The organism is Kosakonia sp. CCTCC M2018092, from assembly GCF_003864115.1.
Taxonomy (GTDB): domain Bacteria; phylum Pseudomonadota; class Gammaproteobacteria; order Enterobacterales; family Enterobacteriaceae; genus Kosakonia; species Kosakonia cowanii.
Window position 1 is genome coordinate 1,345,811 of record NZ_CP034225.1, and the last position, 25,716, is coordinate 1,371,526.

Below are 25,716 nucleotides of genomic sequence, written 5' to 3' on the forward strand. Positions count from 1 at the left end.
CGGAGAGCGCGCAGCTTATTCGGCATGTTGCCTTTTATTTGCTCAATCACAACATTCAAACAGCAGATCGGTTACACTCGCGGCACAGAAAATCCACATAAAAGGAGAGTGAGATGCTGGAAAAACTACGAACCCGTGACGGGAAAAAATTTCTCTGCGCGGTGCTGGTGGTCTTCCTGATTGCCGTAAGCGTGGTGTCAAAAGTGACCTTCGAAGGCGTTGAGGATCAGTACAATCTGCCGATGTCCTCCTGGACCACCTCAATGTTTATCATGCAGGGCGCATGGGTGGCGATTTACAGCCTGATGTTCACCATCATCGGCTCGCTGCCGTTTGGCTTCTACTTCCTCGGCCCGAAGGACGATCGCGGCTGATCCTCTCGCCCCGGTTTCTCCGCCGGGGCAGTTTCCGTTATCACATTATGTAAATAAAGTTATTCCCCCTCACGCAGTCGAAAACTCTGTTTTAAGAATCACTGACCGTTAAGTTAACTGCCGCTACATTAAGCCCCGCGCTAGCCTGCTGCCTTGCTGGCGGAAAGGGCGTGTTTCCCTCTCCCGTCTGCCCATTTTTAACAATTAAAGATCAAAAAATAATCGCCGATAGCATTGGTACAGGGAGAGCATGCTGCAAGGAACATTGATGACAGAAGGCTGACTCCAGGAGAGCCGTAATGGCCAGACAATCCGTAAATAAAAAAATGAGCACCCGCGCGCAGATGCTGCTGACGGGCGCCATCACCATCACCCTCGGTTTTGTGGTCACCATCGGGGTACTGAGCTGGCAGTCCAGCAATCAGCAAAAAGCGCTCGCCGAACAATATCTGCAAAAAATCGCCCGCAGTGAGGCGCTCAATATTCAGCAACAACTTAACTATGCGCGCGATGTGGCGCATAACCTCGGCCATAGCCTGGCCGCGCTGCCGCAGGCCGGGATCACCGATCGTAACGTAGCGAATAAGTTAATTGAGTATGCGGTGCGCGATAACCCGGACTACCTCTCCGTGTCAGTGATTTTTGAAGAGAACGCCTTCGATGGTCGCGACGCGGAGTTTGCCGGTAAACCGGATCAGGCACCCAAAGGGCGCTATGCGGTGTTCGCCGATCGCGATCCTGCCGGTAAATATGCCATGCATCCGCTGCTGTCGATCTTTACGCCGGGGCAGGGGGACTACTACCTCGTGCCGCAACGCACGCAAAAAGATACGCTGATCGAACCCTACAGCTATGCCTATAACGGCGTCCCGACGCTGTTAACCTCCGTCGCCGCGCCGATTATCAACGACGGTAAACTCAACGCGGTGGTCACTTCCGACATTTCGCTGGCTTCACTGCAACAGAAAGTGAACCAGATTAAACCGTGGGAAGGCGGCGGCTATGCGATGCTGCTCTCCACCTCGGGGAAAGTGATCTCCTATCCGGATAAAAAACTGACCAGCAAACCCTTTCCTGGCAATACCGAAGGCTTTACCACCAGTGTGGTGGAGCAGGACGATCCGATCCTTGGCGAAAAAGCGCTGGTGACCTGGCAGCCCATCACGATCGGTAACAGCACCGATAACTGGTATCTGGGCATTGTCGCCCCGGTCAGCCAGGTGATGGCCGCCGCTAACCGTCAGCTGCTTAATGCCGTGATCCTTGGCGTTATCAGCATCCTGCTGGTCAGCGCGCTGTTGGGCGTGCTCTTTAGCCGTAAAGTGCTGAAACCGATTGGCGGCGAGCCGCTGGAAGGGGCAAGCATTGCGCTGGCGGTCGCCGAAGGCAAACTCGATAACCTCATTGTGGTGAAAGAGGGCGATCGCAGCAGCCTCTTCTATGCGCTGCACACCATGCAGGACCAACTGCGCCAGATGGTCGGGCAGATCCAGGAGGCGAGCAGTTCTGTGCGCCAGGGCGCTGGCGAGATTGTCAGCGGCAACATCAACCTCTCGTCACGTACCGAGCAGCAGGCCGCCGCGCTTGAGCAGACCGCCGCCAGTATGGAGCAGTTCAGCGCCACGGTTAAACACAACGCCGATAATGCGCACCATGCTACCGCGTTGACCGCCAATGCCACGCAGATTGCCAGCCGCGGCGAAGCGCTGGTGGGCCAGGTGGTACAAACCATGTCGCAGATTGACGATAGTGCGAAGAAGATTGGCGATATTACTGCCATCATCAACAGTATCGCGTTCCAGACCAATATCCTGGCGCTGAACGCCGCGGTGGAAGCGGCACGTGCCGGCGAGCAGGGGCGTGGCTTTGCCGTGGTCGCCTCGGAAGTGCGTAATCTGGCAAGCCGCAGCGCCGATGCGGTGAAAGAGATTGGCGCGCTGATTGAGGAGTCCGGCAAGCGGGTGGAAACCGGGGTGCAACTGGTAAACGACGCCGGTAAAACCATGCAGGAGATGACCCAGGCGGTGAACTCGGTGCAGTCCATCATCAATGAGATTGTCAGCGCCTCCGATGAGCAGGCCAAAGGCATCGGCCAGGTGACAATCGCGGTTAACGAAATGGATGGTGTAACGCAGCAGAACGCCTCGCTGGTGCAGGAGATGGCTGCCGCTGCAACGTCGCTGGAAGATCAGGCGGAGCAGCTGGCGCAGAGCGTGCAGCAGTTCCGTTTGCAGGCCTGAGTGGAGCGGGGAGTCGGTTAGTACAGGCTCCCCGCTGCCGGTACCATTTCTTGCCAGCCCCTGGCGGAGATGTTAAAAGGTGCCCCTTTAAATGAAACCACAAAGGGGAAGGACGTGAAAAACGCGTCACAGGTCGTGGGGAGCATGACCGGGACCGCGTCGGAGGCAGCGCCGACGCTACAACGGGGATTAAAGAACCGCCATATTCAGCTTATTGCTCTTGGCGGCGCGATTGGTACCGGGCTGTTTCTCGGCATCGGTCCGGCAATTCAGATGGCCGGGCCTGCGGTGTTACTCGGCTACGCCATCGCCGGCATTATCGCCTTTTTGATTATGCGCCAGCTCGGTGAAATGGTGGTTGAAGAGCCGGTTTCCGGATCGTTTTCCCACTTCGCCTTTAAATATTGGGGGCCGTTTGCGGGCTTCCTCTCCGGCTGGAACTACTGGGCGATGTTTGTGCTGGTCGGCATGGCGGAACTGACCGCCGCCGGGATCTATATGCAGTACTGGTTCCCCGACATCCCGACCTGGGTCTGGGCCGCCACCTTCTTCGTAATTATCAACGCCGTTAACCTCGTTAATGTGCGTCTGTATGGCGAAACCGAGTTCTGGTTTGCGCTGATCAAAGTGCTGGCGATTATCGGCATGATTGGCTTTGGCATCTGGATGCTGTTCACCGGCCACGGTGGCGAGCGTGCCAGCATCAATAACCTCTGGCAGTACAACGGCTTTTTCGCCACCGGCTGGCATGGGCTGGTATTGTCGCTGGCGGTGATTATGTTCTCGTTCGGCGGCCTTGAGCTGATTGGTATCACCGCTGCGGAAGCGAGCGAGCCGCACACCACCATTCCAAAAGCCGTTAACCAGGTGGTTTACCGCATTCTGCTCTTCTACATCGGTTCGCTGGTGGTGCTGCTGGCGCTCTATCCGTGGATTGACGTGCAGGCCAACAGCAGCCCGTTTGTGATGATCTTCCACGAACTCGACAGCAACCTAGTCGCTTCGGCACTCAACTTCGTTATTCTGGTGGCTTCACTGTCGGTCTATAACAGCGGCGTTTACTCAAATAGCCGGATGCTGTTTGGCCTGTCGGTGCAGGGCAATGCGCCCGCGTTTTTAACGCGCGTCAGCCGTCGCGGTGTACCGGTCAACTCGCTGATCCTCTCCGGCGCGATTACCTCACTGGTGGTGCTGGTAAACTATCTCCTGCCGCAGAAAGCCTTTGCCATGCTGATGGCGTTAGTGGTTGCCACTCTGCTGCTGAACTGGATTATGATCTCGCTGGCGCACCTGAAGTTCCGCGCCGCGATGCGCCGCAAAGGGCGCGATCCGCAGTTCAAAGCGCTGCTCTTTCCGGCGGGCAACTACCTCTGCATCGGCTTTATGCTGTTTATTCTTGGTCTGATGTACTCCATCGACGATATGCGCCTGTCGGCCATTTTGCTGCCGGTGTGGATTGTGTTCCTGTTTGCCGCCTTTAAACTGCTGCGGCGGACACCGAAACGCGCATAAACCTCAGTATCAGAAGAGAAAACGCCAGCCTCCGTGCTGGCGTTTTTTATGTGCCTCAGGCACTGGTCGGGCAGCGGGGCGCTAACTGCCGGCGGGCAACAAGTGCCGCTGCGACAAGCGCCAGCATCATCACTACTTCTGTTGCCAGAAAACCGCTCAGCGCCGCGCTGTAGTCGCCGTGCGACTGGCCGACAAGGTGGAGAAAGATGCCGCCGAGCAGCGCAGGCCCCAGACCGAGCGCCGCCTGCTGCAGGGTGCTAAGCAGCGCACTGCCTGCGCCCGCGTCCTGCGCGGTGATATCACGCATGCCGATGCGGTAGAAGCTGTTGACGATCAGCGCCTGGCCGTAGCCAATCAACAGGGTTGCCGGGGCGAGTGCCAGCACGCCAACCACGCGGCCTGAGAAGTGTAGCGTAACCATCAGCGCCAGCAAACCGGCAATCTGAATCGTAAGCCCGGTCAACAAAATGGTGCGCATGCTGTAGCGGCTAATCAGCTTCGGCGCATACCAGGCGGAGATAAAATAGGCGACGCCGAGGGCAATAAAACTGTTCCCGGACTGGTAGGGGGTCATGCCCATCCCGGCCTGCAAAGTGAGCGCCATACAGAACATAAACCCGGCCCAGGCGCTGAAAAAGAGCAGCGCAATCAGCAAACCAAAGCGGATGCTCGGCAGCTTAAGCAGGCGCGGCGGAACCAACGGCGTGATGCCGCGCTTCTCCTGTTGCACCGCGCTGCTGCGCATCCACAGCGCCAGCGGGAAGAGTGCCAGCAGCGCCGCTTTGCTCTGCCACGGCCAGTGCATCTCCGGGCCTAATGCCAGCGGGAAAAGCAGGCAGCAGAGGATCAGCGCCAGCGCTGCCGTGCCCTGCCAGTCAATGCGCGTGCGCTGTTCGCTGCGGGTTTCCGGCACGTAACGGCGGCTCAGCAGTAACACCAGCAGGCAAATGGGCACATTGATAAAGAAGGCGTTGCGCCAGCCGAGCCCGGCGATATCCGCCGAAACCAGCCAGCCGCCGCCCATCTGCCCGATGATAAACGCCACGCCGCCAACGCCACCGTAGAGGCTGATTGCGCGGGCATGCGCAGTGCCTTTCAGCGTGACATGCAGAGTGGCGAGGATCTGCGGCACGATTAGCGCCGCGCCCATCCCCTGTAGCGTGCGCGCCGCCAGCAGGGCAGAGACCGAGTTCGCCAGCCCGCACAGCAGCGAGGCGATGCCGAACAGCGCAACGCCCCATAAAAAGATGCGGCGGCGTCCCAAATTGTCCCCCAGTTTACTGCCCATCGCCAGGCAGACGGCAAACGCCACGCCGTAGAGCGCGACAATCAGCGCCAGTTGGGTGGCTGAAGTGTGTAACGACAGAGTGATGGAATCGAGCGCGACATTGGTAATTGAAGTGTCAATCAGCGGCAGCATCTGCCCGGTTAACAGCAAAAACAGGCCCGCCCGGCCCGGAGAAACAGCAGACGTATTCATGGTGACTCCATTGCGTCATTCATCGGATGGACGTAGCATCGCCGAATGAGAAAACGGGTACCAGTTCTTGCCTATACGGGTACTGGCACTACCACGCTGGAGGGTTTATGACGTTGATGGTGGACAAACAGCCGCAGCTGGCGCTGCTTGAAGAGAGCCGTAAACAGCTGGGCGCGTTTCTGCGCGCGCGGCGCGAAAGCCTCGACCCGCAGCGGCTCGGCCTGCCGCGCAGCAGCCGACGCCGGACGCCGGGTCTGCGGCGCGAAGAGGTGGCGCTGCTGGCCGATGTCGGCGTTACCTGGTACACCTGGCTGGAGCAGGGGCGCGAGGTGAACCCTTCCGCCAATGTTTTGCAGGCGATTGCCTCCGCATTGCAGTGCACGCCAACCGAGACGCGGCACCTCTTTCTGCTGGCCGGGTTAGCGCCGACCGAAGCGCTCAACTCCCCGCAGTGCGAAGGGATCAGCGACAGCACGCGCCGCCTGCTGGACAGCCTGCTACCGAACCCGGCGAGCATTCAGAAACCCAATTTTGATATTGTCGCGTGGAATGCCGGTTTTGAGCGCCTGATGGGGGTCAAGTTTGATGAGATCCCGGAAGAGGACCGCAACTGTATCTATCTCTACTTAACCCATCCGCAGTGGCGCAGCCGCTTAGGGCTGGATGAAAAGGTACTCTCGACCTTTGTCGCCTATTTTCGGGCGGCTATGGCCGCGCACCGGGGGGATGCGATATGGGAAGCGAAGCTGGCGCGTTTTTGCGCCGCGTCGGCGGAATTTGAAACGCTGTGGCGTAAACACTATGAAGTGAGCGGCGTGGAGAATAAGGTCAAACTCTTTGCTCACCCGCAGCTCGGCACAATTACCCTGCACCAGATGTACTGGTACTCCGCACCGCGCAACGGATCGCGGTTACTGGTCTATATGCCGGTAGATGAGCAGAGCGAGCAGGCGTTACAGTGGCTGGCGCAGAACGCTTAAGGGCGCAGGCGCTTCTGATCCTTACGCGGCAGGGTATCGACCACGCGATCCCAGGAGTGCTGGATCAGTGATTCGAGCAGCGACAGGTCAATCTCGTCGCCTGCGTAGACGGAAATCCAGTGCTTCTTATTCATGTGATAGCCCGGCTCAATGCTGGGGTAGATCTGCTGGTTGAGCAGGGCAACCTGCGGCTCCGATTTCATCGTCACCATCGGCCTGCCGTGGGCAGTGGTGGTCATCATGAAGATCTTGCCGCACACTTTGAAGACGTCATGTTCCGGGCCAAACGGCCAGCAGTGCTCGGTAAAGGGGAGCGACAGCGCATAGCGATGAGCGCTCTCCTGCAATGTTTTACTCTCCATCTTTCTCCTCATTTGCCAGCGCGCGCCACATCGCCTCAAAGCCGAGACGCTTAAGCTCTTTGGTTCGCGAGGGATCGCGTCCGGCAAAATTGATGGTGGTTTCCGCCATCGCGAGGAAAATGGCATCGCCAAACGCGGCGTACTCATCCGAGAGGAAAACCGGGCGCACCGAGCGGTGGCACAACTCATGCAGCTCAGGGAAGATATCGGCCACCTGCTGCTTGGTTTCGGCGGTCAGCTTTTCGCTAATGGCGATCTGGCGCACCGCATGGTGGCCGTTGGGGTGGCGAATGCCCCAGTCGATATAGCTGTCCCAGATGGAGTGGGTATGCAATTTCGAATCGCTGCTGGAGCGGTCGAGATTGGCGAGCATAGTGCCGCAAAGATCGGTTTTCAGATGCAGATAGAGCGCGTTCAACAGATCGTCTTTGGTGGCGAAGTAGCGAAACAGTGTCCCTTCCGCGACGCCTGCGTTACGGGCGATAAGCGCGGTTGAGGCGGCAATTCCCGACTGGGCAATCGCCTTGGTTGCTGCTTTCAGTAATGCCAGTTTCTTATCTTCACTCTTCGGACGAGCCACGCCGCTTTTCTCCGCTTTTTACAAAAACCACGATTGAAACATGCCCTTTGAGAGGCTGCAACGTCGAATATCAAACAAAGAAAAATCGTCTTGACGATTTAATGTTCGTTTCTATAATGAGTGCTTACTCACTCATAATCAAGTTCTATGAGTATCGTCTCAAGGGATGGGATCGATTTAGCCGGGTCAGGATATGAAACGTCTCACTATCAGCGTGGTTGTCGTTATGCTCGTTGCGTCTGCTGCAAGCTTACCTTTTGTTCTCAATGCCGGTTTTGGCCAGCCACCGCAGGGTGAGGCACTTAGCGCCGTAGAGAAATCGCCCCATTACCGCGACGGCGCGTTCCACAATGCGCTGCCGACGCCGGGTTTCACCGGTGAGCAAAATAAGCTGGCGTTGTGGTGGGATTTTCTCTTCGGCAAACGTGAAAACGCGCGCCCGCAGCAGCCGCTGCCGACGGTGACAACCGATCTTGCAGCACTGCCGTTGCAGGAGGATACGCTGGTCTGGATGGGGCACTCCTCGTGGTATATGCAGCTGGCGGGCAAACGCATTTTGATCGACCCGGTACTCAGTGACTACGCTGCGCCGTTCTCATTTCTCAATAAAGCTTTTGCCGGTAACGGCGTCTGGACGGCAGAGAGGATGCCGGAGATCGATCTGCTGATTATCTCCCACGACCATTATGACCACCTCGATCACGCCACCATCAAGGCGCTGATGCCGAAGATCAAACGCGTTGTTACGCCGCTCGGCGTCGGCTCCCATCTGCGTTACTGGGGAATGGATGCGGCGAAGATTGAGGAGGCGGACTGGCAGCAGAGCGTGCAGGTCAGCGATACGCTTAGCGTAAATATTTTGCCCGCGCGTCACTTCTCCGGCCGAGGCCTGAAGCGCAACCAGACGCTGTGGGCCAGCTTTCTGTTTGTCACGCCTGAACGCAAAGTCTACTACAGCGGTGACAGCGGTTATGGCCCGCACTTTAAGGCCATCGGCGACAGGTTTGGCCCCATTGATATTGCCATTATGGAGAATGGGCAGTACGACGAGGCGTGGAAATATATTCATATGATGCCGGAGCAGAGCGCGCAGGCGGCGCAGGATCTGCAGGCACGCGCAGTGCTGCCGGGCCATGCCGGGCGTTTTGTGTTGGCAAAACACAGTTGGGACGATCCGTATAAACGTTTAGCGGCTGCCAGCCGCGATAAAGAGTTTCGCTTACTGACACCGAAACTGGGCGAAGTGGTTTTTGCGGCCGATACGGCGCAAACATTCAGCGCCTGGTGGGAAGAACCCATTTAATTAATCGAAGTGCAGGGGGGATCGCAGCATGACTATTTCCGCTCAGGTTATCGACACTATCGTCGGGTGGATCGACGACAATCTTCATCAGCCCTTGCGTATTGATGAGATTGCCGCGCACGCAGGCTACTCCAAGTGGCATCTGCAACGGCTCTTTTTGCAGTACAAAGGGGAGAGCCTCGGGCGCTATATCCGCGAGCGCAAACTCGCGCGCGCCGCGCAGGATTTACGCAACACCGATCAGAAGGTTTACGATATCTGCCTGAAATATGGCTTCGATTCGCAGCAAACCTTCACGCGGATTTTTACCCGCACCTTCAACCAGCCGCCGGGAGCCTACCGGCGCGAAAACCATCAGCACACCCATTAACACTACAAACCGGCGCAGCGCCGGTTTTTTTACTCTTGTACCGTCTGCTTAATGCCTAAGCGACTGCAAAAGGTGCTTAACCCTTCGCGCGCCAGCAGCACTTCAAGCTGGTGCAGTTCGTCAGCGGTAAGCATCTGCAACGAGTTGATAATATTTTGCATTGTGCCTGGCGCGGTGAGATAGGGCGTGGGCGGTTCGGCGAGCGAACTGTTAAAACCGCTGTGACGCATGGCGGGAAGTTCCATCACCAGGCTCAGCACTTTATCGGTAATCAGTACGTAGCGGGCGCGGCCCCCTTTTACGCCGGGGAGACTCTCTGTTTTCCACTTGTGACGTTTGATCCAGCGGTTGATGGTCTGTCGTGTGACGCCGAGGCGGTTTGCTAACTCAGCAGTGGTCATTTTGCTTGGTAATGTGTTCATCTTATTTCTGGTCGCGGATCCCTAAACGTTGCAACAGGCCGGTAATGCCGTCGCGCAAAAGCATTGAAGAGAGCAGAGTGCGCTCGGCGTCGGTCATCTCTTTTGCCAGTCTGAGCAGCAGTGTTTCCAGCGAGGCGTCGCTGCTGGCGTTGTCGGTGGAGGGGGAGAGTTCATTGCGCTGCGCGCTGCGGATAAAGGCGCGGACCTGTTCATTAACGTGAACCAGGCGGGCTTTTCCTCCCTGAACGCCAGGTTTTGGCGAGGTGATCCACCCCTCTTTACGCACCCATTTGTTGATGGTTTGCCGACTGTACCCGGTTAGCGTAGCCAGCTCTTCCGGCGTCATTCGTTCCTTGAGCATATAATTTCCCGGTGAGTAGTAAGGGTAATTAGTGATTTATGTTATAGCACCATTTTAGAAGAAAATGTGACAGGTTTAACTGCTGGCTGCGAGGCACATCGCAAGGGGATTCAATTGCATGCTTTTTCAGCGGTTGGTAAAGAGGTGATGATTTTGCCGTTGACACCTGGCAAGGGAATTCATATCATGCCGCCCGTCAACACGACACGCTTTACGCGATGGGGCTATAGCTCAGCTGGGAGAGCGCTTGCATGGCATGCAAGAGGTCAGCGGTTCGATCCCGCTTAGCTCCACCAAATTCCGAACCCAACGGAACTGGTGCGTAAAGTAACATTGTGGGGCTATAGCTCAGCTGGGAGAGCGCTTGCATGGCATGCAAGAGGTCAGCGGTTCGATCCCGCTTAGCTCCACCAAAATTTGAACCCTCGCGTTTACGCGGGGGTTTTTTGTTTGTGCGTTTATTCTTCAGGCCGTTGGCTGAAAAAAGCGCACGTCTGCTATTTTCTCGTCCGTTTCCCTGGCTTGCTTCACTGTTTCAATAAACCTATTATTCATGGTAATTATTTTTTAACCACCAGAGCCGACATTAATTTATGAAATCCGGTTACGTGAAGCCGTTTCTGCTGGCGTTAATGATGTGCCTGGTGGCTATTCCCGTAGCCCGTTATATTTCGCCGAAAACAGTCGTTGATGGCGGCACTGTTTATCTCGCCTGGTTACCTTTAAGCGTTATACTTGCGATTCTCCTGTTATTTGGTCGACACGCCATCGCGCCGCTTATTCTCGGCTCCGCTATCATTAATGAGATCTTCTTTCATCTGCCCTTTGGCGAAGCGGCGGTGCTGCTCTTCTGCCAGCTATTTGCCGTTTTATTGGTGTGCGCCATTGTTCGCTGGCAGCTTGGCACGCGCTGGCGTTACGGTATTCCTAATAAAAATATGGGGGTACGCATTTTATGGCTGGGATTTATTGCGCCCATCGGCATAAAAATAATGATGTATCTGGCTGGAGCCTGGTTTAATTATCCGGTGATGCTCTCAAATTACTTCGGCAGCGGTTCGTTAATATTCTCAATAATCGATATTCAGAGTTTGATATGTTCGGCGTTGATTTTCACCATGATTGTTTATTATCCGATGCGCATGATCCTCAATCCGCGCTTCGCAAAAGCGTGGTGGCGCCGTAGCGTTGTTCCCTGTTTTAGCAAAAGAAAGCGTTTATTCACGCTGGGCTGGCTGGCGACATTAACCACCATTGTGGCGCTGCTATGCACCCCCTATAAATCAGATCTGGTTGCCGGTTATCTGGTGCCGCTGATCTTTATTATTTTTAACTTTGGCTGTAGCCGTCTGCCGGGCACCTTTCTGACGCTGAGCTGGGCGGTGTCGGCTTTCCTGTTGCTGGCTTATAATAACAACTTTTTTCATGACGTCCGCGCAGATTACTCGCTGGCGTTTGTCATGTCGGTACTGATCTGTTTCACCGTCTGCCTGCTTTACAACATCCGCGTTTTCAACCGCAGCCTGTGGCTGAAGCGGCGCTGGCAGGCGCAGGCGATGAGCGATCCGCTCACCGGTTTGCCTAACCTGCGCGCGCTGGAGAGGGAAGTGGAGCGCCAGCCGGGCAGCATCGTCTGTTGTCTGCATATGAAAAACCTCGATTTCCTTAGCCGCCACTTCGGCATGATGATGCGTGTGCATGTGAAGCGCAGCGTCACCCGGGCGCTGCAACCCTGGCTGCATGAAGGGGAGCGTTTTTTTCAATTGCCCGGCAGTGAATTACTGCTAATGCTCAACGGGCCGGAAACCCTGGCGCGCCTGCACTCCATGCTCGATCGTCTTAACAGCCAGCGAATCTGCTGGAATAAAAAACCGCTGGAGATTGAGTTCGGTGCCTCGTGGGGCGAATTGCAGGGCAACCGGGACGCGCTGCAGCAGACGCTCGGCCAGTTGAGCTGGCTGTCAGAGCAGACGGACAGCGAAAATCGTGTGCTGGCGCTCACCAACAGCCAGGCGGAAGTGAATAATCAGACCACTGAGCGCGTGCTGCAGCTGGAGAGGGTAAAACGGGCGCTGGAAGAGGGCGGTATCGCGCTCTATGCCCAGCCGATCGTCGATGCCACAGGCGAGGGCTATCATGAGATCCTTTCACGGCTGGTCAGCGATGATCAGATCATTACCCCCGACCAGTTTATTCCGGTGATTGCCCAGTTTGATCTCGGTACGCGCTTCGATATGCAGGTCGTCGAAACACTGCTGAAATGGATGCAGGCGCATCCGCAGCCTGCTACAAAGCCGCGTTTCTCCCTTAACCTGATGCCGCTGACCCTGATGCAGCAATCCTTCGCTACGCAGTTTCTTGCACTGTTTGCGCGCTACGGCATCGCCGCGCAGGCGGTGATTATCGAAATTACCGAAGAGCAGGCTTTTTCCCACTCGGAAGTGAGCGTCCGGAATATTACGCGCTTACGCGAGGCGGGGTTTAAGATTGCCATTGATGACTTCGGCACCGGCTACGCCAACTTCGAGCGTTTGAAGCGTATCCAGGCGGATATCATCAAGATCGACGGCTGTTTTGTGCGCGATATTCTCACTGATCCGCAGGATGCGATGATCGTGAAAGCGATATGCTCTCTGGCGAAAGCCAAAGGTCTGACGGTGGTGGCCGAGTACGTAGAGAATGAGGCGCAGCGCGAGCTGCTGCTGAATGCGGGCGTCGACTATTTGCAGGGCTATCTGCTCGGCAAGCCGCAGCCGCTGGCATAAAAAAACCGGGGCAGGCCCCGGTTTTTGCTAAAGCGCGTTTGAATCAGATAACCAGCGCCGCGATGGCCGCAGAGAGCACGCTCACCAGCGTCGAACCGTAAACCAGCTTCAGACCAAAGCGGGAAACCACGTTGCCCTGCTCTTCGTTCAGGCCTTTGATCGCGCCTGCGATAATGCCGATTGAGGAGAAGTTGGCGAAGGAGACCAGGAAGACAGAGAGGATACCTTCCGAACGCGGAGAGAGGGTGGAGGCAATTTTCTGCAGATCCATCATCGCCACAAATTCGTTGGAGACCAGTTTGGTCGCCATAATACTCGCCACCTGCAGCGCTTCATGAGCCGGTACGCCCAGCACCCAGGCAACCGGGTAGAAGATGTACCCCAGAATACCCTGGAAGGAGATGCCCAGCACGGCAGCGAAGAGGGCGTTCAGGCCGGAAATCAGCGCGATAAAGCCAATCAGCATCGCCGCAACGATAATCGCCACTTTGAAACCAGCCAGAATGTATTCACCCAGCATCTCAAAGAAGCTCTGGCCTTCGTGCAGTTTGGCCATCTGCAGGTTCTCTTCGCTCTCATCCACGCGGTACGGGTTGAGCAGCGAGAGCACGATAAAGGTACTGAACATGTTCAGCACCAGCGCCGCGACGACATATTTCGGCTGCAGCATGGTCATATAGGCACCCACAATCGACATCGAAACCGTCGACATTGCGGTCGCAGCCATGGTGTACATGCGGTTGCGTGACATTTTGCCGAGGATATCTTTATAAGCAATAAAGTTCTCGGATTGACCCAGAATCAGGGAGCTGACCGCGTTAAACGATTCCAGTTTACCCATGCCGTTCACTTTCGACAGCACCGTACCGATGGCACGGATCACAATCGGCAGGACGCGAATGTGTTGCAGAATACCAATCAGCGCAGAGATAAAGACAATCGGGCAGAGCACTTTCAGGAAGAAGAATGCCAGGCCTTCATCATTCATTTTGCCGAAGACGAAGTTGGTGCCTTCGTTGGCAAAGCCGAGCAGTTTTTCAAACATCTCGGAGAAGCCTTTTACGAAGCCAAGGCCGACATCAGAGTTGAGGAAGAACCAGGCCAGCACAACTTCAATCACCAGCAGTTGAATAACAAAGCGAATGCGGATTTTTTTGCGATCGCTGCTCACGAGCAAGGCAAGCAGCGCCACAACAGCAAGCGCCAGGACAAAGTGCAGAACGCGGGACATATTTGCTCCAAATATGAGACGGGTAGGAATTTCGTGCACATTCTATGTAACAAGACAAAAGAAAACGAGATCAAAGGCACACTATATTAATGTCCTGTGACCAGACTCAAAATTAGTGATCAAACATACAATTCAGGTATGTTAATAAAGGCCGTGAAAAGTTGCGTCACGCTGCTAGACTCATAACATAATGCTGCGGTAAATGTTGTCGCCGCCGTCACCATCCTTGGCATTCAACCCTTCTATTGTTTCAGGCTATCAGAGAAATCAAGTAAACCCATCCTAACGATCTTGATAATCATTCTCATTTTGGTAGCATCAAACATAGCAAAGGCTATATTTAGGGGCAATAAATGAGCAGTAGTCGCGTGGAGAGTACTAACGGAAGAGCAGCGCGCAAACTCAGATTTGCGTTAATGGGACCTGCATTTATTGCGGCTATTGGTTACATCGATCCGGGTAACTTTGCCACCAATATTCAGGCGGGCGCGACCTTCGGCTACCAGCTTTTGTGGGTTGTAGTGTGGGCGAACCTGATGGCGATGCTCATTCAGCTGCTTTCCGCCAAGCTCGGCATTGCAACCGGCAAAAACCTCGCGGAGCAGATCCGCGACCACTATCCGCGCCCGCTGGTGTGGTTTTACTGGGTGCAGGCGGAAATTATCGCCATGGCGACGGACCTGGCGGAGTTTATCGGCGCGGCGATTGGCTTCAAGCTGATCCTCGGCGTGTCACTGATGCAGGGTGCGGTGCTGACCGGGATCGCCACCTTCCTGATCCTGATGCTGCAAAAGCGCGGGCAGAAACCGCTGGAAAAAGTGATAGGCGGCCTGCTGCTGTTTGTCGCGGCGGCCTATATTGTCGAACTGATTTTCTCGCAGCCGAAGCTGGCGGCGCTGGCAAAAGGGATTGTGATCCCGACACTTTCCGGAACCGATGCGGTGTTTCTTGCCGCCGGGGTACTGGGCGCGACCATTATGCCGCACGTCATCTACCTGCACTCCTCCCTGACGCAAAACCTGCACGACGGTACGCGCCGTGAGCGCTACTCCGCGACCAAATGGGATGTCGGGCTGGCGATGACCATTGCCGGGTTTGTTAACCTGGCGATGATGGCGACCGCCGCGGCGGCATTTCACTTTAATGGACACACCGGCGTGGCCGATCTCGATCAGGCCTATTTAACGCTGGAGCCATTATTAAGCCATGCCGCAGCGACTATTTTCGGCCTGAGCCTGGTGGCTGCGGGTCTCTCTTCCACCGTTGTCGGTACGCTGGCCGGGCAGGTGGTGATGCAGGGGTTTGTCCGTTTCCATATTCCACTGTGGGTACGTCGTACCATTACCATGTTGCCGTCGTTTATTGTTATCTGGCTGGGGCTGGATCCGACGCGTATCCTGGTGATGAGCCAGGTGCTGCTGAGCTTTGGTATCGCGCTGGCGCTGGTGCCGCTGCTGGTGTTTACCAGCAATGCAAAACTGATGGGTGAACTGGTGAATACCGCGCTGGTAAGACGCACTGGTTGGGTGATTGTCGCGCTGGTGGTGTGCCTGAACGGCTGGCTGCTGGTGGGAACGCTTGCCGAGTTGATGGGTAAATAACGCCCGATGGCGGTGGGCTTATCGTTTCTGCGGTTTGAATGCCCGATGGCGCTACGCTTATCGGGCCTACGACTCTTCTGCGGTTTGAAGGTTTGGTGCTGAATGCCCGATGGCGGTGGGCGTATCGGGTCTACGTATCTTTTCTGCGGCTTGAATGCCCGATGGCGCTGCGCTTATCGGGCCTACGGTTTCTGCTGCGGAGTGACGGTTTGATGCTGAATGCCCGATGGCGCTACGCTTATCGGGCCTACGAATCTTCTGCGGTTTGAAGGTTCGGTGCCGAATGCCCGATGGCGCTGCGCTTATCGGGCCTACGACTCTTCCGCGGTGTGACGGTTTGATGCTGAATGCCCGATGGCGCTGCGCTTATCGGGCCTACGAATCTTATGCGGTTTGAAGGTTTGGTGTTGAATGCCCGATGGCGCTACGCTTATCGGGCATTCAAAAATGTATCGGTATTCAAAAGGTTGCGTGGGCTGAATCGCGTAGGCCGGATAAGGCGTTAGCCGCCATCCGGCACTTTACGTTTCACCGGGTAATCAAACTACCTGCGAAACACAATTAATGGTGGTGTCCATGCCCGTGACCACGACCTGGTCCACGGCGGTCGTCACGATCGTTCCAGCCTTCGCGATAGCCGCGCTCATAGGCGTCACGCTTGTCCCAACCACGTTTATCCCAGCCACGATGCCAGCCGCGGTCATGTTTATGCCAACGGTGATCGCGCCACTCATAATTATTGTTCCAGTAATTGCGGTCGCGCCAGCGGCCGCCGTCCCAGTAGTTACCATAATTATCGCGATCGCCGATCTGCAATTTAACCGACGGCAACAGGGTGATTTCGCCAGCATTGGCGGCCAGTGGCGCAAAAGCCAGTAATACTGCTGCCAGAATCAGTGACCTGAACATACTCTTCTCCTTCACGATCGGGCCGGGGAGGCCTGTGGCGGCAATATTACGGCGCGCGCAAACCCCGTATTAGTGGCGGAACTCCTAAATCACCGTTAATAGCACGTTTTGCTAAAGCGCTGGTTTACTGCGTGCCAGCGAGAATAGCATCAATCTCCGCACACTCCTGCGGGCTAAACGCCCGGTTCGCCAGCATGCCCACCGCATCGTCAAGCTGGCTGGTTTTGCTGGCACCAATCAACACCGAGGTGACTCTCTCCCCGCGCAGTACCCACGCCAGCGCCATCTGCGACAGCTTCTGCCCGCGCCGCTCGGCCACCGCATTCAGCGCCCGCACCGTCGCCAGCTTCTCTTCGGTCAATTGATCCGGGTTGAGGAAGCGGCTGCCGCTCGCCGCGCGCGAATCCGCCGGGATCCCTTGCAGATAGCGGTCGGTCAACTGCCCGCCTGCCAGCGGCGAAAACGCGATGCTGCCAACACCTTTCTCCTGCAACAAATCCAGCAGTTCGCTCTCAACCCAGCGTTCAAACAGGGAGTATTTCGGCTGATGGATCAGGCACGGCGTCCCGAGATCGTTAAGGATCTCGATCGCTTCCCGCGCCTGTGCCGCCGGGTAGTTCGACAGCCCGACATAGAGCGCCTTGCCCTGGCGCACCAGGTGATCGAGCGCGCGCATCGTCTCTTTCAGCGGCGTCTCGGGATCCGGGCGGTGATGATAGAAAATATCGACATACTCAATGCCCATGCGCCGCAGGCTCTGATCGAGGCTGGCAACCAGATATTTGCGCGATCCCCAGTCGCCATAAGGACCGTCCCACATGGTGTATCCAGCTTTGCTGGAGATAATCAGCTCATCGCGATAGGGGAGGAAATCCTCCTGCATAATGCGGCCAAAGTTGCTCTCGGCCGAGCCGGGCGGTGGCCCGTAGTTGTTCGCCAGATCGAAATGGGTGATGCCGAGATCAAAGGCGTGGCGCAGCAGCTGTCGGCTGGTCTCAAGCAGTGTCGCATCGCCAAAGTTATGCCACAGCCCGAGCGACACCAAAGGCAATTTAAGCCCGCTCTCGCCGCAACGCTGCCAGGCCATTTTTTCATAACGTGCGGGGTCCGCCAGGTAAACCATGCAAATACTCCTGATAAAAGGGGAAGCGATAAATTCCAGGGATACAAGCGCGCCATGTTGCGCACTATTTCAGCGTACAAACGCGCTCCAGATATTTCCTTGTAACCCACAGCGGCAATAAGGCAGTAATCAGTCTGAAAGCTTAGGGCTAATCTGTGATGTAGATCGATAATAAAGGGGCACTCGTGATATGGTCGTTGTCGTTACAGCGCCTTGAATTTACAGTGTGCCAAAGATTTATTCTGACTTTAGCGGAGCCGTAGAAGAATGAAAAAATATGCTTTAGTGGGAGACGTGGGCGGCACCAACGCGCGCTTAGCGTTGTGTGATGTCGAGACCGGCGACATTTCCCGGGCCAAGACCTATTCAGGTCTTGATTACCCCAGCCTGGAAGCGGTCGTTCGCGTTTACCTCGAAGAGCACGAGGTGAGTGTGGAAGATGGCTGTATCGCCATCGCTTGCCCCATCACCGGCGACTGGGTGGCGATGACCAACCACACCTGGGCCTTCTCCATTGACGAAATGAGGCAAAACCTCGGCTTCGCGCATCTGGAGATCATCAACGATTTCACCGCCGTTTCGATGGCTATCCCGATGCTGAAAGCGGAACACCTGATTCAGTTTGGCGGCAACGCGCCGGTTGAAGGTAAACCGATTGCCGTTTACGGCGCCGGTACCGGTCTTGGCGTCGCGCATCTGGTGCATGTGGATAAGCGCTGGGTGAGCCTGCCGGGCGAAGGCGGCCACGTCGATTTCGCGCCGAACAGCGAAGAGGAGGGGATTATCCTTGAAGAGCTGCGGGCTGAAATTGGCCACGTCTCCGCCGAGCGCGTGCTCTCCGGTCCCGGGCTTATCAACCTTTACCGCGCGATTGTGAAATCAGACGGTCGCCTGCCGGAAAACCTGCAACCAAAAGATATTACCGAGCGTGCACTGTCGGACAGCTGCACCGATTGTCGCCGCGCGCTGTCGCTGTTTTGCGTGATTATGGGCCGTTTTGGCGGCAACCTGGCGCTCAATCTCGGCACTTTTGGCGGTGTTTACATCGCGGGCGGCATCGTGCCGCGCTTCCTTGATTTCTTCACCGCCTCCGGTTTTCGCGGCGGCTTCGAAGATAAAGGGCGCTTCAAAGCCTATGTGCAGGACATTCCGGTCTACCTGATTGTTCACGATAACCCAGGCCTGCTGGGCTCCGGCGCACATCTGCGCCAGACGCTGGGTTATGTCCTTTAAAGATTCATCAGTTGCCTGAATTCTTTTACCTTACTGCGGCTGACGGGCACCTGAAAATCGAGGTCCCGCAGTCGCAGAATATAGGTGTTGTTAAACCAGGGTTCGATCTCGCGGATCTTGTCCAGATTGACGCAGTATGAGCGGTGGCAGCGGAAGAAGTGCGCCGTCGGCAGCTTGCTGCAAAACTCGGTAATATTCATCGGCATCACGTATGACTCCCGCCTGGTGTAGACGAAGGTCATCTTCTCATGCGCTTCCGCGTAATAGATATCATGAATGCTGGTGACAATAATGCGCTCATCTTTCACCAGGTTAATGGTGGCGTTTTCCCGTGATTGCGGGCTGCTCGCGGTACCTGCCTGCTGCTGCCAGGCGCTCTCCAGCTTCTGCAACATATTGACGATGCGCGACTCCTGGTAAGGTTTCAGGATGTAGTCAAACGCTTCCAGTTCAAACGCCTCAACCGCATGCTCTTTCCATGCGGTGATAAAGACAATAAAGGGTTTATGGGCGAACTGGCTGATATTCTGCGCCAGCAACACGCCATCCAGAGACGGGATGTTGATATCGAGAAAAATGGCGTCCACGCGGTTGTGCTGTAAATACTTCAGCACGTCGAGTCCATCATCAAACGTGCCGACAATCTCCATCTGGCTGTGTTCGCGAATAAGCCAGCTTAGCTCCTGCTGCGCCAGGAATTCATCTTCTACAATGATGACTTTCATCTTCTCTCCGGTGAGGGCAACAGCGTCGCGCGCGACGTCTGGCGGGGCACATAAAAGGCGATTTCGGTGCCCGGCGTCAGGCGGCGAATATGCAGCCCTTCGCCATACAGTAGTTTCACCCGCTGATGAACATTCAGTAGGCCAATTTTATTCCCCGGCATTTCATCTGCTTCGACGCGGGCGATCATTTCCGGCGCAATGCCGTTGCCGGTATCGCGCACCGCAATGCGCACCCGGTTGCCGCACTCTTCCACGCTAATGGTGACCACGCCTTTGCCTTTGCAGGGCTGGATACCGTGAACGATGGCATTCTCCACCAGCGGCTGGATCAGCAGGCTCGGGATGACGCAGCTTACCTCTTCGTCGATATCGTAGATAACCGTCAGCTTATCGCCGAAGCGCGCCTGCTCAATGGCGATGTAGTCCTTAATCTGATAGAGCTCTTTTTTAATATCGATCTGCTCATCATCTTTTAATTCAATGTTATAGCGCAGGTAGCGCGACAGATTGTAAATCAGCTGGCGCGCGGTATCGGGATTGAGGCGAATGGATGAGGAGATGGCATTGAGGGCGTTAAAGAGAAAGTGGGGGTTAATTTTACTTTGCAGCGCGCGCAGCTCCGCTTTATTCGCCATTTCGCGCAGCTGCTCAGCGCGGGAGACTTCCAGCTGCGTTGAGATAATCTGCGATAAACCGACCGCCATATCCTGCAACGCGGAGGTGATCTGATGCGCGTGGCAATAGTAGATTTTTAGCGTCCCGGTGACGATGCCCTGTTCGCGCAGCGGGATCACCAGCATTGAGTGGATCTCCGGCGTGCGGTGCGCTTCATCATTGTTTTTAATAATAATTTCGCCGGTGGTAATCGCCTGCTGAGTGGTCGGGCTAATAATATCATCACTATCGAGGTAGTTATTTTCGCCCACTCCGACATAAGCCAGCACGTGATCAACGTTGGTGATCGCCACCGCGTCGGCGTCAATATCGCGGCGAATGATGTCGCATACCTGGCGCAATGACTCGCTGTTCACGTTACGAAATAGCGGCAGCGTTTTATTGGCAATATCCAGCGCCAGCCGTGCCTGACGCCCGGCGATCGCCTCTTTCTCCCCCTCAACGCTCTGCACCAGCAGCACAATAAAGCCGATACACACCGTGCCAAAGATCATCGGCGCGCCGATTTTCGCCACAATATCCAGCCCCAGCGCGGTAGATGGTGCCCAGATCACCACCAGCAGCATGGTCAGGCTTTCGCAAATCATCCCGCCGATAATCCCGGCGCGCCAGTGCTGGGCTTTGGGAAACTTTCGGTTAATCAGCCCCGACATAATGCCGGCGATAATACTGGTGATAAAACAGGGCACAGCCGTCACGCCGCCAATATCAATCAGGTAACGGTGCGTCCCGGCGATGATCCCGGTAATAATGCCGACCCACGGCCCGAAAAGGATCCCGCCGGACATCACGGCAATAATGCGTACGTTGACCAGCGATCCCTCAACAGGTACCCCGGACCAGGTGCTGAACAGCGCAAACAGGGAGAAGATCGCCGTTACGCCAAGCAGCTCCTTTGGTGAGTGAGCGGTTTTATGCAGCAGCTCGCGAAACAGGCGGATGCGGATCAGAAAGAAGAGGCAGATCAGCATCAACGCCGCGCGGTCGAAAACCGCCAGTAACATGTCGAATATTTCGTGCACGGGGGACTCATGTGACAGAGTTCAAAGGGCTATGATAAAAAACCCGGCGGCAGATCACCAGTTAACCATTGATTAGATGAATGAGGAAAAACCATTTATTTAAAAGGGGATTAAAGAGCATCAGACGCAGGAGAGGACACAACTTAACCCGCATCTCTGTAAGGTAATTTTCTTTTTATCATATTGTTAATGAAAAGCTGTGTTCATCCGCTTAAGCGGCACTCAGTTTTTCGGTTGCTCAAATTACGCTTCCTCTTTTTCGCTTGCGGACTATTTTTTCGCTTGCGGACTATTTTTTCGCTTGCCTCTCGACAGCGGGAATTTAATCAGGCTATGTTCTGAACAGGCTGCATATGCAGCGACGTCGCTCGGACGGTCCGGGCGCTAACGTAACTTCGAGGAATTTATGGCTGACTCCAGTCCTGAACGCCGCTTCACGCGTATCGATCGTCTTCCCCCCTATGTATTTAATATTACTGCCGAACTGAAAATGGCTGCGCGACGCCGCGGCGAGGACATTATTGATTTCAGTATGGGCAACCCGGATGGCGCAACCCCGCCGCATATCGTGGAAAAACTCTGCACCGTGGCGCAGCGCCCCGATACGCATGGCTACTCCACCTCACGCGGTATTCCGCGTCTGCGCCGGGCTATTTCGCGCTGGTATCAGGATCGCTACCAGGTGGATATCGACCCGGAAACGGAGGCGATTGTCACCATCGGTTCGAAAGAGGGGCTGGCGCACCTGATGCTGGCGACACTGGATCACGGTGATACCGTGCTGGTGCCGAATCCGAGCTATCCGATCCATATCTACGGCGCGGTGATCGCCGGTGCGCAGGTGCGATCGGTGCCGCTGGTGGAAGGTGTCGACTTCTTTAATGAACTGGAGCGGGCGATCCGCGAAAGCTATCCGAAGCCGAAAATGATGATTTTAGGTTTCCCGTCGAACCCGACCGCGCAGTGCGTGGAGCTGGAGTTCTTCGAGAAAGTGGTGGCGCTGGCGAAGCGTTACGATGTGCTGGTGGTGCACGATCTGGCCTACGCCGATATCGTGTTTGATGGCTGGAAAGCGCCCTCCATTATGCAGGTGCCCGGCGCGCGCGATGTCGCCGTTGAGTTCTTCACCCTGTCGAAAAGTTACAATATGGCGGGCTGGCGCATTGGCTTTATGGTCGGCAACCCGACGCTGGTTAATGCGCTGGCGCGTATCAAAAGCTACCACGATTACGGCACCTTCACGCCGCTACAGGTCGCGGCTATCGCTGCGCTGGAAGGGGATCAGCAGTGCGTGCGCGATATCGCCGCGCAGTATAAGCGCCGCCGCGATGTGCTGGTCAAAGGGCTGCATGAAGCGGGCTGGATGGTCGAGATGCCGAAAGCCTCGATGTACGTCTGGGCGAAAATTCCGGAACCCTATGCGGCGATGGGCTCGCTGGAGTTTGCGAAAAAGCTGCTGAAGGAGGCGAAAGTGTGCGTTTCGCCCGGCATCGGCTTTGGTGATTATGGCGACACCCATGTGCGTTTTGCGCTCATTGAGAACCGCGATCGTATCCGCCAGGCGGTGCGCGGCATCAAAGCGATGTTCCGCGCCGACGGCCTGCTTCCCGTGACGCCAAAAGGGGCGGCGGAAGAGACCCAGCCATAAATATCAGCCATAAAAAAAGGAGCCGCATGGCTCCTTATTTTTTTCTGCGCTATGGCTCAGGCTAGATCATCAGGGCGAATGTGCCGGCCCACACGATAACCATCACCGATATGCCCATAAAGAAATATTTCACGTTCATCGCTCCGCACACAAAGTATGCATTAATGATCTTTCAGGACTGAGTATAGAGAGGTGAAACTACGCCAAAACGAAAATGAGAATTTTCTCCCTTTCGGCCACAGCGCCATCTCAGAATTTCGGGTGAATTCATCACCAAACGGGGGCTAATGTACGCTTAATTTTTTGCCCTTACAAGAGCCTTTTTTCTATTTAATTTTAGCAACTTACAGAGTGTCGGGCTTTGGCGACACAATACTTTCACTGCTAAATAAATTGCCCTTGGGCGACGGTTTTTGAGCGCGGCTGAAACGGTTCATTGGCGGTTGAAATATAAGGCGAATTTTATGTGGTGCGTCACAGTTTGCTGTTTGTAGCCATGATATCGGCGGCAACGCCCGCAGCAAACGCGCCGCAGAGTTGACAAGCGAATCATTATGCAAATAAATGTCTATACAACACATGACAAGAGAACCATATGATTGAGCTGACCTCTGACGACCGTCTGTGGCGTAACGCGAAGCTGGCGACCATGGATCCCACACGAGCAGAACCCTATGGCCTGCTTGAGCGCCATGCCATCGTGGTGCGTAACGGGCAGATTCGGGCGATCGTACCGGAGAGCGAACTGCCCGCGCATGTGCCGCAGAGCACCGATCTGCAGGGCCGTCTGGTGACGCCCGGTTTAATCGATTGTCATACTCATCTTGTTTTTGCCGGAAACCGTGCCCAGGAGTGGGAGCAGCGGTTAAACGGTGTTTCGTATCAACAGATTAGCGCCGAGGGCGGCGGGATCAGCTCAACCGTGCGGGCGACGCGAGAGTGTCACGAAGGCGAACTGCTTGCTCTCGCGCAGTCGCGGCTTGAACGGCTGATGCGCGAAGGCGTCACCACGATTGAGATCAAATCGGGTTACGGGCTGGATTTAGCCAGCGAAGAGAAGATGCTGCGCGTGGCCGGCACGCTGGGGCAAAACAACGTGGTGGAGGTGAGCCGCACGCTGCTCGCCGCGCACGCTGCGCCGCCGGAGTATAAAGCGGATCCGCAGACCTACATTGATCGGGTCTGCAACACCATTTTGCCCGCCCTGGCGGAGAAAGGGTTGTTTGAGGCGGTGGATGCGTTTTGTGAAAACGTCGGCTTTACTCCGTCGCAGACCGAACAGGTGTTTCGCGCCGCGCAGGCGCTCGGCATTCCGGTGAAAGGCCATGTTGAGCAGCTCTCCTCGTTGGGCGGCGCGGAGCTGGTCAGCCGCTTTAAGGGCTTATCCGCCGATCATATTGAGTACCTGAGCGAATCCGGCGTGATGGCGATGCGCGCCAGCGGGACCGTTGCCGTCCTGTTGCCCGGTGCCTTCTATTTTCTTAATGAAACGCAAAAACCGCCGGTCGCTTTGCTCCGTCAGAAGGGCGTGCCGATGGCGGTAGCGACGGATTTCAACCCCGGCACCAGCCCGTTTGCCAGCCTGCATCTGGCGATGAATATGGCCTGCGTGAAGTTTGGCCTGACGCCGGAAGAGGCCTGGGCGGGCGTGACGCGTCATGCTGCGCAGGCGCTTGGCCGTAAGCAGACCCATGGTCAGTTGGCCGCCGGGTTTGTTGCCGATTTTGTCGTCTGGGAAGCGAGTCACCCGGTGGAGATGATCTACGAGCCGGGCCGTAATCCGCTTTATCAACGTATTTTCCGTGGCGAGGTCACTGTATGAATCTATGGAAGCCGGTCGCGCCCGCGTGCTGGCAGGGCAGGGATGACAGCGGCGAAGCGGCAAATGCCCTGCGCCTGTTTCAGACCGTCACCCAGGCGGAGACTTTTGCGCCCGGGCAGCATCGCGGCAAGACGGCGCTGCTCGGTTTTGCCTGTGATGAGGGCGTTAAGCGTAACCAGGGACGCGCGGGTGCGGCAAAGGGGCCGTTTGCCCTGCGTAAAGCACTGGCAAATATGGCCAGCCACGCCGGGCATCAGCAGCTTGTTGATTTAGGTAATATTGTCGCCCGGCCGGATGCGCTGGAGCAGGCACAGCAGGTGCTGCATGATGCGGTACTCGCCTGCCAACAGGCGCAGATGCGCACGCTGGTGTTGGGCGGCGGGCATGAAACGGCCTTTGGTCACGGCTCGGCAATCCTTGATGCTTTCCCCCATGAGCAGGTTGCGATTATCAATCTTGATGCACACCTCGATTTACGCCACGCGGCGCGCGCAAGCTCCGGCACGCCGTTTCGCCAGCTGGCGCAGCAGTGCGACGCTCAGCAGCGCGGCTTTCACTACACCTGTTTCGGTGCCAGCCTGGCGGCCAATACTCAGGCGCTGTGGGATGAAGCGACGCGCCGCAACGTAACGGTGATTGAGGATCTGGCGCTGTTAAACGCCTTCGAAAGCGAAGCGCTGCCTGAAATTAAACGCATCATTGAGCAGTTCGACAGAATCTATCTGACTATCGATCTTGATGTGCTCCCCGTCTGGGAGATGCCCGCCGTCTCCGCACCGGCGGCGCTGGGCGTGCCGATGCATCTGCTGCTGCGCATTATTGAACCGCTGTGTCGCAGCGGAAAAGTGCAGGCGGTGGATCTGGTTGAGTTCAATCCGACGTTTGATCACGCAGGGCAGGGCGCGAAAGCAGCTGCCCGGCTGGCCTGGCAAATCCTGCACTGGTGGCAGTGATATACTCGCCAGACAAATAACAATA

Annotated in this window: 23 protein-coding genes and 2 tRNA genes; 14 read left to right on the forward strand and 11 right to left on the reverse strand. The window is 56.0% G+C overall.

Annotated elements, in window-relative coordinates:
- Positions 1-113: 113 nt before the first annotated feature.
- The 3 genes from EH164_RS06345 to pheP all read left to right on the forward strand — a co-directional run bounded on the left by EH164_RS06345 (position 114) and on the right by pheP (position 4,126).
- A complete protein-coding gene (locus tag EH164_RS06345; RefSeq protein ID WP_023479829.1) occupies positions 114-374 on the forward strand; it encodes a DUF2534 family protein in 261 nt (86 codons plus the stop codon).
- 299 nt (positions 375-673) lie between these two features.
- Positions 674-2,614, forward strand: a complete 1,941-nt coding sequence (locus tag EH164_RS06350; RefSeq protein ID WP_124967657.1) for a methyl-accepting chemotaxis protein — start codon at positions 674-676, stop codon at positions 2,612-2,614.
- A gap of 114 nt (positions 2,615-2,728) precedes the next feature.
- Positions 2,729-4,126, forward strand: coding sequence for a phenylalanine transporter (gene pheP / locus EH164_RS06355; protein ID WP_124967658.1), 1,398 nt, complete (start codon positions 2,729-2,731; stop codon positions 4,124-4,126).
- A 55-nt stretch (positions 4,127-4,181) separates the two neighbouring features.
- On the opposite strand, the gene EH164_RS06360 is transcribed toward pheP, so the two are convergent.
- Complete coding sequence (locus tag EH164_RS06360; RefSeq protein WP_023479809.1) at positions 4,182-5,606, reverse strand: MFS transporter; 1,425 nt, start codon at positions 5,604-5,606, stop codon at positions 4,182-4,184.
- A 107-nt stretch (positions 5,607-5,713) separates the two neighbouring features.
- Here EH164_RS06360 and EH164_RS06365 point away from each other — a divergent pair, with 107 nt between their 5' ends.
- Positions 5,714-6,586 carry a helix-turn-helix transcriptional regulator gene (locus EH164_RS06365; protein WP_241175009.1) on the forward strand — a complete coding sequence of 291 codons (873 nt, stop codon included), beginning with the start codon at positions 5,714-5,716 and terminating at the stop codon, positions 6,584-6,586.
- Here EH164_RS06365 and EH164_RS06370 read toward each other — a convergent pair.
- Positions 6,583-6,948: an MmcQ/YjbR family DNA-binding protein gene (locus tag EH164_RS06370; RefSeq protein ID WP_023479761.1), complete on the reverse strand. Its 366-nt coding sequence runs from the start codon at positions 6,946-6,948 to the stop codon at positions 6,583-6,585. The genes EH164_RS06365 and EH164_RS06370 overlap by 4 nt on opposite strands.
- On the reverse strand, positions 6,938-7,528 hold the full coding sequence (locus EH164_RS06375) for a TetR/AcrR family transcriptional regulator (RefSeq protein ID WP_023479842.1): 591 nt from the start codon (positions 7,526-7,528) through the stop codon (positions 6,938-6,940). Before EH164_RS06375 ends, EH164_RS06370 begins: the two co-directional genes overlap by 11 nt.
- A gap of 193 nt (positions 7,529-7,721) precedes the next feature.
- Here EH164_RS06375 and EH164_RS06380 point away from each other — a divergent pair, with 193 nt between their 5' ends.
- Positions 7,722-8,831 carry an MBL fold metallo-hydrolase gene (locus EH164_RS06380; RefSeq protein ID WP_124967659.1) on the forward strand — a complete coding sequence of 370 codons (1,110 nt, stop codon included), beginning with the start codon at positions 7,722-7,724 and terminating at the stop codon, positions 8,829-8,831.
- A 28-nt stretch (positions 8,832-8,859) separates the two neighbouring features.
- Positions 8,860-9,201: a RamA family antibiotic efflux transcriptional regulator gene (locus tag EH164_RS06385; RefSeq protein ID WP_124967660.1), complete on the forward strand. Its 342-nt coding sequence runs from the start codon at positions 8,860-8,862 to the stop codon at positions 9,199-9,201.
- A gap of 29 nt (positions 9,202-9,230) precedes the next feature.
- On the opposite strand, the gene EH164_RS06390 is transcribed toward EH164_RS06385, so the two are convergent.
- Positions 9,231-9,623 carry a YfeC-like transcriptional regulator gene (locus EH164_RS06390; RefSeq protein ID WP_034812904.1) on the reverse strand — a complete coding sequence of 131 codons (393 nt, stop codon included), beginning with the start codon at positions 9,621-9,623 and terminating at the stop codon, positions 9,231-9,233.
- 1 nt (position 9,624) lies between these two features.
- Positions 9,625-9,984, reverse strand: coding sequence for a YfeC-like transcriptional regulator (locus EH164_RS06395; RefSeq protein ID WP_124967661.1), 360 nt, complete (start codon positions 9,982-9,984; stop codon positions 9,625-9,627).
- A gap of 220 nt (positions 9,985-10,204) precedes the next feature.
- On the opposite strand from EH164_RS06395, the gene EH164_RS06400 reads away from it, so the two are divergent.
- The 3 genes from EH164_RS06400 to EH164_RS06410 all read left to right on the forward strand — a co-directional run bounded on the left by EH164_RS06400 (position 10,205) and on the right by EH164_RS06410 (position 12,749).
- Positions 10,205-10,280, forward strand: a tRNA-Ala gene (locus EH164_RS06400).
- 41 nt (positions 10,281-10,321) lie between these two features.
- Positions 10,322-10,397, forward strand: a tRNA-Ala gene (locus tag EH164_RS06405).
- 180 nt (positions 10,398-10,577) lie between these two features.
- A complete protein-coding gene (locus EH164_RS06410; protein ID WP_124967662.1) occupies positions 10,578-12,749 on the forward strand; it encodes an EAL domain-containing protein in 2,172 nt (723 codons plus the stop codon).
- A gap of 43 nt (positions 12,750-12,792) precedes the next feature.
- Here EH164_RS06410 and EH164_RS06415 read toward each other — a convergent pair whose 3' ends face one another.
- Positions 12,793-13,980 carry a NupC/NupG family nucleoside CNT transporter gene (locus EH164_RS06415; protein ID WP_023479798.1) on the reverse strand — a complete coding sequence of 396 codons (1,188 nt, stop codon included), beginning with the start codon at positions 13,978-13,980 and terminating at the stop codon, positions 12,793-12,795.
- A gap of 353 nt (positions 13,981-14,333) precedes the next feature.
- On the opposite strand from EH164_RS06415, the gene EH164_RS06420 reads away from it, so the two are divergent.
- Positions 14,334-15,581 (forward strand): Nramp family divalent metal transporter, encoded by a 1,248-nt coding sequence (locus tag EH164_RS06420; RefSeq protein WP_124967663.1) that lies wholly within the window; start codon positions 14,334-14,336, stop codon positions 15,579-15,581.
- A gap of 561 nt (positions 15,582-16,142) precedes the next feature.
- On the opposite strand, the gene EH164_RS06425 is transcribed toward EH164_RS06420, so the two are convergent.
- Together EH164_RS06425 and mgrA are read right to left on the reverse strand one after the other, a co-directional pair.
- Positions 16,143-16,490: a DUF2502 domain-containing protein gene (locus EH164_RS06425; protein WP_023479767.1), complete on the reverse strand. Its 348-nt coding sequence runs from the start codon at positions 16,488-16,490 to the stop codon at positions 16,143-16,145.
- Positions 16,491-16,614: 124 nt separating this feature from the next.
- Complete coding sequence (mgrA, locus tag EH164_RS06430; protein ID WP_124967664.1) at positions 16,615-17,613, reverse strand: L-glyceraldehyde 3-phosphate reductase; 999 nt, start codon at positions 17,611-17,613, stop codon at positions 16,615-16,617.
- 267 nt (positions 17,614-17,880) lie between these two features.
- On the opposite strand from mgrA, the gene glk reads away from it, so the two are divergent.
- Positions 17,881-18,846 carry a glucokinase gene (glk, locus tag EH164_RS06435; RefSeq protein ID WP_023479899.1) on the forward strand — a complete coding sequence of 322 codons (966 nt, stop codon included), beginning with the start codon at positions 17,881-17,883 and terminating at the stop codon, positions 18,844-18,846.
- On the opposite strand, the gene EH164_RS06440 is transcribed toward glk, so the two are convergent.
- Positions 18,843-19,571 (reverse strand): LytTR family DNA-binding domain-containing protein, encoded by a 729-nt coding sequence (locus tag EH164_RS06440; RefSeq protein ID WP_094421429.1) that lies wholly within the window; start codon positions 19,569-19,571, stop codon positions 18,843-18,845. The genes glk and EH164_RS06440 overlap by 4 nt on opposite strands.
- A complete protein-coding gene (locus EH164_RS06445; protein WP_124967665.1) occupies positions 19,568-21,268 on the reverse strand; it encodes a sensor histidine kinase in 1,701 nt (566 codons plus the stop codon). The genes EH164_RS06440 and EH164_RS06445 overlap by 4 nt, the downstream gene beginning before the upstream one ends.
- Positions 21,269-21,674: 406 nt before the next feature.
- Here EH164_RS06445 and alaC point away from each other — a divergent pair, with 406 nt between their 5' ends.
- Positions 21,675-22,916 (forward strand): alanine transaminase, encoded by a 1,242-nt coding sequence (gene alaC, locus EH164_RS06455; RefSeq protein WP_124967667.1) that lies wholly within the window; start codon positions 21,675-21,677, stop codon positions 22,914-22,916.
- Positions 22,917-22,977: 61 nt separating this feature from the next.
- Here the strand turns inward: alaC and ypdK are convergent, their stop codons facing one another.
- Positions 22,978-23,049 (reverse strand): membrane protein YpdK, encoded by a 72-nt coding sequence (gene ypdK / locus EH164_RS06460; RefSeq protein ID WP_099458783.1) that lies wholly within the window; start codon positions 23,047-23,049, stop codon positions 22,978-22,980.
- A gap of 462 nt (positions 23,050-23,511) precedes the next feature.
- Here ypdK and hutI point away from each other — a divergent pair, with 462 nt between their 5' ends.
- Both hutI and hutG read left to right on the forward strand, forming a co-directional pair.
- The gene (gene hutI, locus EH164_RS06465) at positions 23,512-24,738 is read left to right on the forward strand and encodes an imidazolonepropionase (protein WP_124967668.1); all 1,227 of its coding nucleotides are present in this window, start codon (positions 23,512-23,514) and stop codon (positions 24,736-24,738) included.
- Positions 24,735-25,691 (forward strand): formimidoylglutamase, encoded by a 957-nt coding sequence (hutG, locus tag EH164_RS06470; RefSeq protein WP_124967669.1) that lies wholly within the window; start codon positions 24,735-24,737, stop codon positions 25,689-25,691. The genes hutI and hutG overlap by 4 nt, the downstream gene beginning before the upstream one ends.
- The last annotated feature ends 25 nt before the right edge of the window (positions 25,692-25,716 follow it).